Origin of the sequence: Tissierella sp. (genome assembly GCF_031460495.1) — a bacterium.
GTDB lineage: Bacteria > Bacillota > Clostridia > Tissierellales > Tissierellaceae > JAVKTS01.
The window spans coordinates 1-15,276 of record NZ_JAVKTS010000003.1; the positions used below are offsets into that span (position 1 = coordinate 1).

11 protein-coding genes and 1 other annotated feature are annotated in these 15,276 nt (G+C 30.2%); of the genes, 1 reads left to right on the forward strand and 10 read right to left on the reverse strand.

Annotated elements, in window-relative coordinates:
* Window positions 1-269: 269 nt before the first annotated feature.
* Genes RIN63_RS07585 through RIN63_RS07600 form a run of 4 tightly spaced genes read right to left on the reverse strand, consistent with a single transcriptional unit; the run spans window position 270 to window position 4,873 of the window.
* The gene (locus RIN63_RS07585) at window positions 270-1,181 is read right to left on the reverse strand and encodes a bifunctional enoyl-CoA hydratase/phosphate acetyltransferase (protein WP_310444113.1); all 912 of its coding nucleotides are present in this window, start codon (window positions 1,179-1,181) and stop codon (window positions 270-272) included.
* A 26-nt stretch (window positions 1,182-1,207) separates the two neighbouring features.
* Window positions 1,208-2,335 carry a tetratricopeptide repeat protein gene (locus tag RIN63_RS07590; protein ID WP_310444114.1) on the reverse strand — a complete coding sequence of 376 codons (1,128 nt, stop codon included), beginning with the start codon at window positions 2,333-2,335 and terminating at the stop codon, window positions 1,208-1,210.
* A 15-nt stretch (window positions 2,336-2,350) separates the two neighbouring features.
* Window positions 2,351-3,103 carry a hypothetical protein gene (locus RIN63_RS07595; protein WP_310444115.1) on the reverse strand — a complete coding sequence of 251 codons (753 nt, stop codon included), beginning with the start codon at window positions 3,101-3,103 and terminating at the stop codon, window positions 2,351-2,353.
* Window positions 3,104-4,873: a DUF4080 domain-containing protein gene (locus RIN63_RS07600; protein WP_310444116.1), complete on the reverse strand. Its 1,770-nt coding sequence runs from the start codon at window positions 4,871-4,873 to the stop codon at window positions 3,104-3,106.
* 153 nt (window positions 4,874-5,026) lie between these two features.
* On the opposite strand from RIN63_RS07600, the gene RIN63_RS07605 reads away from it, so the two are divergent.
* Entirely contained in the window at window positions 5,027-5,221 is a 195-nt protein-coding gene (locus RIN63_RS07605; RefSeq protein WP_310444117.1) for a hypothetical protein, read from the forward strand.
* A 14-nt stretch (window positions 5,222-5,235) separates the two neighbouring features.
* Here the strand turns inward: RIN63_RS07605 and RIN63_RS07610 are convergent, their stop codons facing one another.
* The 6 genes from RIN63_RS07610 to RIN63_RS07635 form a co-directional block, all read right to left on the reverse strand.
* Window positions 5,236-6,195, reverse strand: a complete 960-nt coding sequence (locus tag RIN63_RS07610) for a hypothetical protein (RefSeq protein WP_310444118.1) — start codon at window positions 6,193-6,195, stop codon at window positions 5,236-5,238.
* Window positions 6,196-6,199: 4 nt separating this feature from the next.
* Window positions 6,200-7,900, reverse strand: a complete 1,701-nt coding sequence (gene argS, locus RIN63_RS07615; RefSeq protein ID WP_310444119.1) for an arginine--tRNA ligase — start codon at window positions 7,898-7,900, stop codon at window positions 6,200-6,202.
* Between the two features lie 41 nt (window positions 7,901-7,941).
* Window positions 7,942-8,146, reverse strand: a binding site (T-box leader).
* 144 nt (window positions 8,147-8,290) lie between these two features.
* Window positions 8,291-8,899, reverse strand: coding sequence for a hypothetical protein (locus RIN63_RS07620; protein ID WP_310444120.1), 609 nt, complete (start codon window positions 8,897-8,899; stop codon window positions 8,291-8,293).
* 113 nt (window positions 8,900-9,012) lie between these two features.
* Window positions 9,013-10,230, reverse strand: coding sequence for a MerR family transcriptional regulator (locus RIN63_RS07625; RefSeq protein ID WP_310444121.1), 1,218 nt, complete (start codon window positions 10,228-10,230; stop codon window positions 9,013-9,015).
* Between the two features lie 237 nt (window positions 10,231-10,467).
* Window positions 10,468-12,846 carry an endonuclease MutS2 gene (locus RIN63_RS07630; RefSeq protein ID WP_310444122.1) on the reverse strand — a complete coding sequence of 793 codons (2,379 nt, stop codon included), beginning with the start codon at window positions 12,844-12,846 and terminating at the stop codon, window positions 10,468-10,470.
* 13 nt (window positions 12,847-12,859) lie between these two features.
* Complete coding sequence (locus RIN63_RS07635; protein WP_310444123.1) at window positions 12,860-15,274, reverse strand: DUF3656 domain-containing protein; 2,415 nt, start codon at window positions 15,272-15,274, stop codon at window positions 12,860-12,862.
* Window positions 15,275-15,276: the final 2 nt, after the last annotated feature.

Sequence of the window (15,276 nt, forward strand, 5' to 3'; positions counted from 1 at the left end):
TTTGCTGTCAACTGTTTTTTTAAACTTTTTTTAAATCGTTTTTGATTTAAGTTTGTTTAATGTCTCAGCCGACTTTTACTATAATACTCTCTTTTCTTACTAAAGTCAACTGTTTTTTTGAACTTTTTAAAATCTTTAATCTGATTTGTTTTGCTCAATGTCGCAGCCGACTTTTATTATAATACATGTTTTTTAATACAAAGTCAATACCTTTTTCAAAAAAGTTTACAGCTTTAATCCACCATTCACTTTACACTACTAGTTATTCATTATCTTACATTTGCTGCTACTGCACTTCCTAGGGCTATAGAATATAGTTTTGTTTCATGATCATCTGCTCTTGATACTAAAACTATAGGAGCTTTAGCACCCATTACTATTCCTGCAGATTTACCCTCAGCAAAATAAGTAATACTCTTACCAATTCCATTACCCATTTCAATATTTGGAACTAAAAGAATATCTGCATCTCCTGCTACTGGAGATTTATATCCCTTAATTGCAGCAGAGGCAGAAGATACTGCTAAGTCTAATGCCATTGGTCCATCAACTATAGTTCCTTCAGAGAATTTGCCATTTTCACTCATAATCTTTAATTCATTTGCTTCTACTGTGGCTATCATCTTTGGGTCTACCTTTTCCTTAGCTGCCAAACAAGCTACTTTAACTTCTTCTCTTCCTAATGACTTTACTACTATAACAGCATTCTCTATAATCTTAACCTTATCTTCTAATGTTGGTTGTAAATTCATCCCACCATCTGTTAAACATATTAACTTCTCATAGTTAGGTATCTGATATACCATTACATGAGACAGTAGGGAGTCAGTCCTAAGTCCCCATTCCTTATTCAATACTGCTTTTAATAGTATAGATGTATCTACTAATCCTTTCATTATAAAATTAGCTTCTCCATTAGAAACCATTTTAACCCCAATTTCTGCTGCCAAATTTAGGTCTTTTTCATCTATTATTTTGAATTCACTAATATCCAATCCTTTTTCACGAGCAATTGCAATAGTCTTTTCCTTGTCTCCAATAAGTATAGGCTCTGATATTCCCAACTTACAGCTCTCCACCACTGCTTCAAGCACTTCTTCATCATGAGAAGCTACTACTGCTAGTTTCATTTTTCCTTTGTTTTTTAATTCTAGTAATTCTTCCAATCTTTTAATTGTCATAATTGTCCCTCCAAATAATAATATTATTATAATAATTCCTCTAATCTTTCCTTTTGAATGATCATGTTCTCATCCTGTGGATTTAAGGTGACTGCTTTACTTATATCTATATAAGCATTCTTTAATTGCCCTAACTGCATATATCCTAGTCCTCTATTAAATAAAAGCTTATAATCATCGGTAATATTCTCAATTCCTTCAGTAAATACATCAATTGCTTTATCTATATCCCCTATTGAATAGAGGCAAATACCCAACTCATTATAAATATCAGATACTTCTTTATTAAGTTCCAATGCCTCATAGAAATAATCAATAGCAATCTCGTAATCAGCAAGACCTTTATAACAAGCACCTATAAAATACTTAAGTTCCCACCATTTATTGTAACTAGGCAATAGTTTTAAAAATACTTCCAAAGCTTTGTCAAATTGACCATGAGATAAATAAGTAAGCCCCGACTCTATTGCTACATCATTTTCTATAAGATCGATCTCTTCTCTTATTTCTTGTAGTCTAAGCTCGTCCTTATCTAAAGTCAAATACTTTGTCCATATAAGTTTTGCTTTCAAATATTGCTCAAAAAACCTATAATGATAGCCTAACTTATAGTAAGCCAATGGATAGCTATTATCTAAATCTAATATAGTTTCTAATTCCCCAGTGGATTTATTCAAAAATTCAATGGCCTCTTCCTCTTCTTCCTTCTCAAAATATTGCTTTGCTATTTCTTCTAACGCAAGAGAATAATTAAATATTCCATTAATATTCTCAGGATTAATAAATTTTAGTGCTCTAAACAAAACAGCACCATTATCATAATCATTATTATCTAATAGCCTAATCCCTTGATAAAATATATATTCTTCAACATTATGGGTGAACGCCATAAGTATATCCTTATACTCTTCTATATGAAGAAAGTCTTCGTCTACACCCATCAAATAAATAATCCCATCTATTATATGAGTTAAATTGATTTCGTCTTCTAGATTCCCTTCTTTTATTTCACTAACAAGGACATCAGTTAATATAGGTAAAGGAATAAGCTTATCTCTAGGATATCCTTTAATATCTACTACTGCTTCCTCCTTTAATTCAACAAAAGTAACTTTATCTGTTTTCTTTTTAAAATAATCATTAATAATATCCATATATCCACCTTCTATTTAAAATTTATTCATATACATTCTTTTTCTTCTAGTACTAGTACTTAAAAGCTTATACAAATGCCCTCTATAAATCATTAGGAAAGAAAATATTCCTTGCCCTAATAAATACTTTATAATGCCTACTATATCTAAACTAAATGCTGTAAATATATGAGTAGCAAATAAATCCGTTATAATGCTGCCAGTCAGAAAAAACAAAGCTATATATAGTACTACATTGGGTATCAACCAGTTTAACCAATTTTCCTTCATAAAATCAACTGCATACATTATACTATCCATAGGTTCTAAAGTCTTTAAATACAGCGTCTCTGGCAAAGCATTCAGTATAACTAATACTGAGATACTAACGATTATACTTAGGTAAACGCCATTTGGTCCTAAAATTCTAGTAACAGTATCTAATAAGAAGCTTCCTATCCAAGCAAAGAAAAATATCGTATATATCTTTCTAAGAAAATATTTAAATCCATCTTTAAAATCTTGAAATGTTATTTTATTATAATTTATTATATTAAATAGTAGATATAAATAGTTGGAAATCATACTTGCACTAAATATAGCTAAAATGATTCCAGCAAATATGGATAATACCCCTGTAAACAAAGTCAAGACAACTCTATATATAACAAGATTTATTGCTATATATACGATTCCAGTAAGAATAATAGGCAAATTACTTAATAGACTAGTGATTGTCTTCTTTATAGTTTTTTTATTGATTAATAAAAAATCTTGTAAAATTTCCAATTAAATCAGCTCCTTTATTATATGGCTAATATCATAGGTCTTACATCTATTTATTACTCCCTTTTGATAATGGAATAATATATTTACTTGATTATCTTCATCCTTATAATTATAGCCATTATTAATTATTTTAAAAATGTCAACTTCAAATGTTCCAAAAGCTACATTCTTAATTACTTTTTTAGTTGGTATGTCTTCGTACTCTTTCAAATATTCTCTAATTACTCTTTCATCCTTTAATATTTCATGAATACTCTTTTGATCTAAATCTCCTTCAACAGGCTTCATACCTATAGGCATTTTAGAATCTTTATTGTTTTTAATAAAATCAAACCTTAACAGTTCAATAAATACATTAAGATCATGAAACTCTTTATGTTTATAAAACTCTATTAATATTTCATATAATCTATTTCTACTGTTGGAAACTTTATTATATTCATTTGCTTCCCAGAACAAAGAGAAATCCTCATAGAAATCAAATGCATTGTCATAATGATTAATGACTATATATTCTAAAGAATTTTCAAAATACCCTTCATTATAATATTTATCTACTAAATCTTCTATAGATTTTAATTTAAGTATATCCATATATTTTATAAAATCATTCTCTAATATCTCATATGGTGGCTTATCTAAATACATAAATCCATATTTGTCTTGATCTTTTCTTAGGCCCGAACCCTTTAGTAATTTTAAAAATCCTAATTGTATCTTCTCAGGTCTAATTTCATATACATCATTAAATGATTTCTTAAATGAACTATATCCTTCGTAAGGAAGTCCAGCAATTAGGTCTAAATGTTGATGAATGTTTTTATATGATTTTATCTCCTTAGTGATTTCTCTTAGTTTATTAAAATCAGTAATTCTCCCAATTGCCTCTATTGTGTCCACATTAGTTGACTGCACACCTACTTCAAATTGAAATAGGCCTTCCTTTACAGTGGATAAGAAGTCCATCATCTCTCGATCCAGTAAATGTGCTGTGACCTCGAAATGAAAATTAATATTTTCTGGATTCTTATCTATAATAAAATTCATTATCTCTATTGCATATTCCTTATTTGCGTTGAAGGTTCTATCTACAAATTTGACCTGCCTTACTTTAGCTTCTATTAAATTGTTTAACTCTTCCTTTACTCTCTCTATTTCAAAATACCTTACCCCTTTAATGGTTGATGATAAACAAAATTCACAATTGAAGGGACATCCCCTAGAGCTTTCAAAGTATATTATTTTGTTTTCAAATTCATTACCTAAGTCTTTATAGGGTGATGGTAGTATATTTAAGTCCTTAATCAAAGGTCTTGGAGAGTTTTTAATAATTCTATTCTCTTGATTATAAATTAATCCCTTTATATTAGCATAATCTTCATTATTATCCATCAGATTCCCTATTAATTCCCTAAAGGTCTCTTCTCCCTCACCATATACTATAAAATCAACAAAGGGATTGTCCTCAATAATCTTCTCCCCATCAAAAGAAACTTCTGGTCCACCTAGCATTATCTTTATCTTAGGATTCACAATTTTTAAGGTTTGTGCTATCTCTAAAGTCTCTGATAAATTCCATATGTAAGTAGAGAACCCTATAATATCTGGATTGCTCTTATATAAATCTGAAACTATAGAATCTAAGCTTTGATTTATTGTATATTCTTTTATTTCTGCTTCAATTATATCAGAAACAAATTCCTTTAAATATCTAATGGCTAAACAAGAGTGAATAAATTTGGAATTCAATGTAGTTAATATTACATTCATCTATATACCTTCCTTTTTTTGTATTAAATACATTATAACACTACTTTTTAGTCTTATACACCATAAAATAAGTAAATATTTAGATTAACCATTGAACTTTTGACAAAATTCTTATAGAATAGATTGTATAATACAAGAGGAAGGAGATAATCCATGAGAGAGTTTGATAAGATTTCTATTCAAGAAATGTCTAAGGATGATATGCTTTTAATTATTGAGGCCTTGGAGTATACAGGCAACAATACTAAAATAGATGATTTTTTAGCTTTAAAAGATAGTATAGTTGAGGAGCTAAGTTCTTTGGCGGAAATTGGCGAAAAAGATTTCCTAGAATATTTAAAGAAATAGACCCATATAAGGGTCTATCTTTTAAATAAGTACATACCAGTTTTTGTCTGGACTAGAGAAGTAAGGCTATTGCCCTTTACTTCTTTTTTTATTACTTTTGTATCACCAAGTAAGGAATGAAAAAATATCTCACCCTCAGTATAAGAAAAAACATCTGGCAAAATATATTCCTTTATTACCAATTGAGCAGGGTCTATTCTAGACTTTCGTAGTCTTAAAACATAATTTCCAAGATTAGTATAAAACTTCGGAATATCATATTCTCGATTTTGCAAATACATAAAATCATATAGGATGCTACCTATAAAAGTCTCTAGCTCTACCTTGTTCAACACATCTATGCAATCTTCTAAATATACAAATCTATTGCTTTTAATTCCATTTAGAGTATTTAACAAATGTATTCTTTCTTTTTCAAATTCTATTTTAAATTTTCCTGGATAATCTAATATTTCAATTCTATAATACTTTTTATATTTATCTATAAACTCTCTTTGAGAAAAGCCAATAGCATTTTCCTTAAGCTTGTCTATTATATTTTCTTCCTTATTAAGGACTAAATATAGTAAGTATCCAGTATATATTGAATCAAAAAGACTTTGCAAATTCCCTGTTGAAAACATTACATTTTTTATTACTTCTTCCTCAATTACCCTATATTCCTGATTTACTAATACCAATGGTATTATCCTACTAATGATTGAATCATCTTTTTCTTTCCAATATATATCGGGATTTACTCTTCCTTGTGTATTCAGCAAGGAAGAGTTCTCACCATTCCTGTAACTTACCCATAGCTTTAATTCTTCTACAAATCTAGTATAGTCTATCCTAATTCCATGTTCATCTACCATAGGCATTAATGCCTTTATTGCAATTACAGTTAATTGTGATATATAACTATATCTCTTATTTCTATTAAAGTCTTCTTTAAATACATTTAACAACAATTGTTCTAGATCTATTATTTCCATATATCTACATTCTTTCTGGTGCTTTCATCCCAAGTAAGTCTAATCCTGTCTTTAAAACAGTTTTAGCTGCAAAGGATAACATAAGTCTTGCTTTCTTTAATTCTACATCCTCTACAATTATTTGGCATGCATTATAGAATTTATTATAAGCCTTTGCTATTTCAATTATATGTCTAGTAATAAAATACGGTTCATTCTTTTCCATAGAATCTACTACTACCCTTGGGAAATCATATAAAAGTCTAGAAATATTTATCTCTTCTTCAGTACTTAAAAGGCTATAGTCCACATTGTCATCTATATTAAACTCTCCTCTTTCAAGAAGTGAATTTATCCTTGCATGAGTATATTGAACATAAGGACCAGTTTCACCTTCAAAACTTAAGGTCTTATCCCAAGAGAATACATAATCTTTAATTCTTTGATTAAATAATTCTTGGAATATTACTGCACCTATACCGACTTGTTTTGCTACTTCATCTTTATTTTCTAGTTTTGGATTTCTTTCATTTATTATATTGAGGGTATTATTGACTGCCTTATTTAGGACATCCTCCAGGAATACAACTCTTCCTTTTCTAGTAGATAAAGTCCCATCTTCTAGACTTACCATTCCAAATGGAATATGGATACAATCTTTTGCCCATTCATGCCCCATAAGTTCTATTACTTTCATCCAAGCTTTAAAATGAAGATTTTGTTGAGAAGCTACTACATATATGTTTTTATAGAAATCATATGTTTTCTTCCTGTAGAAAGCAGCTGCAATATCCCTTGTAGTATATAATGTAGATCCATCACTCTTCATTATAAGCGCTGGTGGCATTCCATGCTCTTCCAAATCTACTAAATATGCACCATCTGATTCTTTTAACAGATTTTTTGATTTTAATTCTTCGATTACTGCAGGCATTTTGTCAGAATAAAAGGATTCACCAGCATAGGAATCAAATTTAATATTCAACATATCATATACCTTATTGAATTCTTGTAAGCTTATCTCTCTAATCCATTCCCATAATGCTACTGCTTCTTCATTGCCATTTTCTAATTCCTTAAACCAGTATCTAGCTTCATCTCTTAGTTCTTCCTTTTCTTCAGCTTCTGCATTAAATCTAACATATAGTTTTAATAGTTCATTTATAGGATCAGCTTCTATTGCTTTCCTATCGCCCCATTTCTTATATGCAGAAATAAGCATACCAAATTGAGTACCATAATCCCCTAAGTGATTAATAGCAACTGTATCAAATCCAAGGAAAGTATATATCTTATATAAGGCATTTCCTATAACAGTTGTTCTAATATGCCCTATATGGAAGGGCTTTGCGATATTTGGTGATGAATACTCAACTATAACAGTTTTACCATTTCCCATATCAGAAGAACCGTACTTAGTCTGTTTTTCCTTAATCTCATTTAAAGTACTTTCAGTAAGTTTATCTTTATTAATAAAGAAATTTAGATATGGTCCATTATTTTCTATCTTTTCAAAGTACTTATTATCCCCAAATTTTCCTGCTAACTCCTCAGCAATAACTGGTGGTGCCTTTCTAAAAGCTTTTGCTAACCTAAATACCGGAAAAGCGTAATCACCCATATCATATGATGGCGGCACTTCTATTAAAGAAGATATTTCTTCTTCTGTAAGAGCATCTACTTCAGACTGAATTAATTTAACAACTTCTTCTCTAAAATTTAACATCTTCCCAACCTCCTTAAAATAGTAAAGCTCCCGTCTCTAAAATAAGAGACGAGAGCTAACCCGTGATACCACTCTTGTTGGCATAATATATGCCCACTCGAAATTTTAACGCTACTAGCGTAATATCCTACTCATTTCAGATATATTCTCCTGAGTTCTCTTCAAATATTTCCTATGTACTGGCTTCCACCAACCCAGCTCGCTTTTCCACGGTAAATACCTTACTCTCTCAATCTACGAATTGTTATATAATTATTACTATATAATATACAATATTAGATAGATAAATACAAGGTTTATTTAAAAATATTCTATTAATATATACTTTTTAATACTATTGCTATTCACTCACATCCCAAAACAACAATTTCCCTTATTTAATTTACCTAACTAATTGTCATATTGGTGATTATTAAGTCTTTTGTTATGAATCACTGTAAATACTATTCGACCTACACCCATACATAGAATTGTCATAGCATTAAATGCAACTATTATAGACTTGTATTCTTCAGGCATACCGATTAAGAACAGCATATAAAAAAGTCCAACAAACAATCCAAATACAAAATAGAGTGGTCTCAAGATTGCTTTTGATTTTGCTATTACTTCCATATCGCTCACTAAATAAACATTACCTATAATAAGATAACTTACAGCTTCACCTAAGTGTAATGTTAAAAATTGATGCAAAAATAAACCAATATAATAGTTTTGATTTATCCTTTGCAAAATAAGAAATGTAAGCATAGCAAAAATTAAATTAATCCCAATTCCTCCAGATGCAATAAAAATATTTTGTTTTCGATTTAGTAATCTTGCCTTTTCCATATCAACAGGTAGAGGCGTAGAGAAAAATAAATATGGCTTTACAGTTACCTGCCACCAGTTCTTCTTACATCCATATTTGTAATAAAGAAGTGCATGACCAATCTCGTGCAGATAAATCACTAAATACAATGCTAAATAACTTATAAAAATGCTAATTGACATTTTCAAACAATCTCCTCCCTTAGACTCCTCTACAACATCCTAAATAATAGTCAATAGCCCATGTCAATATCTTTTCTCATTCTTTTTATTTGTACATATAATTAAAGATAGGGTCAACCCTATCTTTTTCCATAATAAAAATAATAGTATACTTCTTCACCTTTTACAAAATAATCCTCGTATCTTCCACCCTTCTCTAAAGATCTGGATTGTTTATCATAAATAGGCTTATAGTCTAGATTTTTTATTTTTTCTTTTATATTATTTAGAATAAACTCTTTTTTGTATTTATCATCTATTTTACTATTTACACTGAAATTTTTAAATATTATATAAGAACCTATTAAACAGGCAATCTTTTTAACATAATTATCTATTTTGTTTAATAAGAAATGCTCATTATAGAATGCATAATTACTGCTTCCAGAAATATCAACAAGAACATCTATTGATTTATCTTGTATAGGAATTTTGGTAAAATCAGAACATATGAAAATTATATTCTTATTGCATTCTATAGTCTCCAGCATCCCTTTCAAAAACTTATGTCTGCCTAAATCATTATCAATAGCTATATAAATTGAATCCTCAGGCAGTTCATTATAAATATTTCTTAAGAAAAAACCAACACCAGATCCCAATTCTAATATTGTTTTATTTTTAAAATCATCAAAATCTATTTTTTTACAAACCAACTCTAAATTTTTATACATATTATCTAAATATTCAATATCCGTTGAGCTTATATATTCTTCTATATAATTAGAGTCAAATTGAAATCCATTATGATTTAACTCATCGTTAATTATCAATATCCCATCTTCAATATTATACTCCACTCCACACTTGCATTTTAAAACCCCATCAATTACTTTATTTTTATCTATATTTCCTTTTAAGAGAATTAAATCATCTTTGCATTGCAAACATTTAAATATATTCAAATTTCTAAAATCAATACCAATTTTATTTCTAGGTTTTTCTTTACAATTGTTTAACTCCTGTATTTCAAATTTAAGATTATCTCTAATTTCTTTAAGATTACCTATTTCCTGTTCTATACTCTTATATTTATTATCAAAAAATGTTTTATAATATTGATTTTGTTCATATGGAGTGAGATTTCCAAACCTTCGAAATATGAGTATAGCCTTTATTTCATTTAATGTAAATCTCATATCTTTTAGGTTCAAAATATCTTCTAGATCTGATTTGCATCTATCATCAAAATGATATTGTCCTCCCTGCATTTCAGGTATAATCAATCCCAACTCCATATAATGCCTAACAGTATCTATTGTAAGATTGTTACTTTCAGCGAATTTTCCTATTCTCACTAAATCACCACCTAATATTATAATAATATCATAAAATGGCAATTTATGTATCCCTAGTTTTGATATGAAAAAATGTATCAAAATACTATTTATAGATCCTTTAGCTTATCTGCCAACAATATTTATTGTATAGATAGATGAGCTATTTCAAAAGATAGTGTCTAAATAAAAAGATGCGCTTCATAACTGATTTATCAGTTATGAAACGCATCTTTTTTAAGACTTTTTATAAATCACTTATTTAACTTCAACTATTGTAACTCCGTCTCCGCCTTCACCATATACACCTAACCTAGATGTTCTAACATGCTTATGTCCTCTTAGATAACCTTTTATTCCATCTCTTAGGACTCCCGTTCCTTTGCCATGGATTATATTTATTTGCTTTAATCCAGCAATATATGCATTATCCAAGTATTTATCCAATTCAAGGAAAGCTTCATCTAGGTTTTTTCCTCTTAAATCAATTTCTGTACTTATGTCCTTAGATTTGGAGCTCATTATTGTTTTGTTAGATCCGCGAACTCTCTCCTCTTCATCTGAATTTGCTCGCCTTAAGGTAGTTATATGAGCTGTTATTTTCATTATACCTACCTGAATTCTAACATTCCCATTATCATCAGGGTCTTCAAGAACTGTTCCCTTTTGACCAAAAGTCAATACCTCTACAGTTTCACCAGCCTTAAGATTCTTCGGTGGTTTTTTGGCTTTTACATTTAAAACATTAGCAGATACTTCTCCCTCTGCTATATTTAATTTGGCCTTTAACTTATCCTGTGCTTCCTGAATCTTTTTATTTCTATCCTTTTCAATTTCAGATGATATTTCTCTTAGTTCGCCTACTAAAGAGTCAGCATCTTCTTTTGCTACTCTTAGGATGTTTCTTGCATCTTCCTTAGCTTTTTGAAGAATCTTGTCTCTCATTTCCTTTGTTTTATCTTTTTCTACAGCTAAGTCTTCCTTTAGTCTTGCAACTTCTAGTCTATACTTTTCAGCCTCAGCTCTATTTTCCTCAGTAGCTAATCTATCCTTTTCCATAGCCTGTAGTACATCTTCAAATTCTACATTTTCATTGGAAATTAACTCCCTAGCATAGTCTATAATATATTCCTGTAATCCAAGCCTCTTAGATATTTCAAAGGCATTTGACTTCCCTGGCACTCCAATAAGTAATTTGTAAGTAGGGCTTAAAGTCTCTACATCAAACTCTACTGATGCATTTCTCACCTTTTCAGTAGTTAGTGCATATATCTTTAATTGGCTATAGTGAGTTGTAGCAATAGTTCTAACGTTTAACTTTAATAAACGGTCCAATATTGACATGGCAAGAGCTGCACCCTCAGTTGGATCAGTTCCAGCACCAAGTTCATCAAATAATATTAAACTATTATATTCAACCTTATCCAATATGTCCACAATATTTACCATATGGGATGAAAAAGTTGATAGGGATTGCTCAATACTTTGCTCATCTCCAATATCTGCAAATACTTGATTAAATATAGCTATCTCAGAATTAAAATCAGCAGGAATATGAAGTCCAGATTGAGCCATCAAGGTAAGCAAGCCTACAGTCTTTAGTGTAACTGTTTTACCTCCAGTATTTGGTCCTGTGATTATTAGAGAATTAAACTCTTTTCCCATATATACATCTATTGGCACAACTTTCTTTACATCCAATATAGGATGTCTGCCTTTTTTAATATTTATATAACCCTTCTCATTCAAGATTGGTCTAGTGGCTTTCATATCTAGAGCTAATTTTCCTTTAGCAAAGATACTATCTAAGTCCTGAAGGATTTTTTGATTATTTAATATACTTTCAGCTTCCTGTGCTACTAAGTTTGATAGTTCTCTAAGAATTCTCTCTATCTCTTCTCTTTCCTTTAATTCTAGCTCTTTAAGTTCGTTGTTTAAATTAACTATAACCATAGGCTCAACAAATATAGTTGCTCCACTTGAACTCATATCATGAACTAATCCAGGTACTTGCCCTCGGTTCTCGGATTTAACTGGTATTACATACCTACCTTCACGCATGGTTACGATATTATCTTGTAGGTATTTTTTATTGGATTGAGAATTTATTATAGAGTTTAACTTGTCTTTTATAGACTCATTTTTACTGATTATTTGTCTTCTTACATTTCTCAATGTAGAGCTAGCATTATCAGATATATCGTTCTCAGATATAATAGCATTATTTATTTCATCTTCAATATGTTTAAATATCCTAAGATCCTCTACTAATCCTTCGATTATAGGAAATGCTGAAGCTTTATCATCCTTTGACTCCTTAATATATCCTTTCAAGCCTCTAGACACCCTCAGAGAATCCGATACCTTAAGTAATCCTCCCGGACTAAGGGAACCACCTATTTCTACCCTCTTAACCTCAGGAGCAATACTGTGAATACCATAAAGAGGAGGATTACCTCTCTTAAGCATAAGAGAATATGCCTCTTCTGTTTCTCTTTGAAGATACTCTATTTCTTCAATATTAGTTAAAGGTTCTATTTCTTTTATCTTATCCTTACCTAATTGTGATTCTGCTTTTCCAATTAGAATTTCAATAATCTTATTATACTCTAATGCCTTTAAAGTCTTTGCATTCATATATTCACCTCATTTACATTACACCTCTAAAATAGTGGCCATTTGTAATACTTGTATTTTCTCTAAAACTTTCTATAAATTCTCTTGCAGCATTATCATCTATTACACCCTTACTATAGTCATAGAAGGCTCTTTGTATATTTCTAATGTTTTTTGACTCCATGGTAAAATCTAATCTTGCCATGGATATTCCGTTATTGTAAATCTGTTTTAAACTATCTAGTACCATTAGTGGAACAGAGTTGTAAATATTTGTAAATCCATCTCTTCTATCCATCTTAAATGTAACATTCATTCTATCTTTTATTCCATATCCCTTAGCATACTGGCAGCTTCCACAAGCCTTATCATTTTTACATCCCTTAACCAAAGACATAGGACAGTGCTTTGTAACCATAACTGGTAAATATCCATAGACAATAGCTTCAGTTAAAGCAGCTGAATCTTCGTTAATCTTCTTAATTTGATTTAGATTTAATTCTGGCGATAATGTTATACTGCCAAGACCAATTTTCTCAAGATAATCTAATGTAAAGTTATTAAATACATTAAGCCCAATGTCTCCATGAATCTTTAAATCAAATCTATCTTGCATATATTTTAGACTTCCAAGATTTGAAACAGATATACCATCAATTTCTTTCTCTACAGTCTCAATGATTTCACCTAAATTGTCTAATCCCTCTTGATATAGTATTTTATCAGTCCAGATATAAATTTCTTTATCCTGTTCTTTTACTTTATTAACTGCCTTTTCTAAATTTTCATAGAAAGCTAAATATACTCTATCTAATTTATCTAGATCAAGTTGATTAAATTGATCCATACTATTAACTCTTACGCTGATTTTATTATCCGTATCTTTCCTATCCTTAGTGAATTTAAAAAAGCTTTTCTTTTTCTCTTCATACTCCTTAGAGTCTATAGCTTTTCTATGATTAGTCTTTTCTACTAGTTTATCTAATTTTTCAATAGCATCTCGTCTTAGGAGATTCAGTGTAGATACTGGAAGATATGCTCCTTCATCAAGATTAATACTTATATTATTTAGGCTATAAGTAGTATCACCCAGCTTTGATAATTGTTCAATTACCTTTTCCTTTGTAAGAGATACCCTTTCAGATCTTTCTACTTTGGATTCTGCAATGGCAGTAACCATCTTTCCCCTATACATAATCATTAATTTTGGATTTTCATCTATGTTTATATTTATTTCCATATCTATAGGATTTTTTATTCTTTCTGCTTGGTAACTCGCCTTAGAATCATTTAATAGCTTTACACTGGAAGTCTTATATACTAAAGAATCATTTAATATATATCCAGGTTTTTCTATTTTCATTGTAGTACCCTTTTTCCCAGAGAATGGAGCCTTTATACCTTTATATTCACCATTTACAGTGATAAATTCCATTCCATCTCCTTCATCTATGTCCTCTTCAAGCAAGATAAATACATTATATTTATCTGCCCTAGAAACTTTGCCTAATAAGATCCCTCTGTTATCAGGTCTATCTACAGTGACTAAATTTCTACCAAAGTCCCCAAACATCAAGCCTTTAGTAAATCCTCTATTAAATATTTGTTCTACATCTTTCTTATCCTCAATTGATAAGTTTTTACTACCCTCATCTAATGCTTTTCTATAGTTTTTTACAACAGTAGCCACATATTCCGGTCTTTTCATTCTACCTTCTATTTTTAATGATATTATCCCACTTTCAACTATTTCTTCAATATCTTCCAATGTATTTAAATCCCTAGGACTAAGTATATGTTTCTTATCCCATTCTTTAATAACATTGCCCTTATCATCCACTAAAGTAGATGGCATCCTACAAGGTTGTGCACATTTTCCTCTGTTTCCACTTCTTCCACCAATCATACTACTCATTAAACATTGGCCAGAATAAGAAACACAAAGAGCCCCATGAATAAAAGCTTCTAGCTCAATTGGGGTGTTCTTGTGGATATATTTAATTTCATTTATAGGTGTCTCCCTAGCCAATACTACCCTAGTGAAGCCCATATCATGAAGAAACTCTGCGCCAGGCAAATTGTTTATGGTCATTTGGGTACTTCCATGGACATCTAGTCCTGGAAACAATTCTAGTATAAGATTGGCAAGACCTAAGTCCTGCACTATTATTGCATCAACATCTATTTCATAAAGAAATTTTATATAATCTATTACCTCTTCTATCTCAGTATTATCCATCAATATATTAGAAGTCACATATACTTTAACTCCTCTTAAATGGGCATAACTAACAGCAGCTTTTAGCTCTTCAAAATCAAAATTTGATGCATAATGTCTAGCGCTAAAAAGCTTTCCTCCTAAATACACAGCATTTGCTCCATTTTGTATAGCAGCATGGAGAGATTCCATACTACCTACAGGAGCTAGTAATTCTATATTATTATTCAATG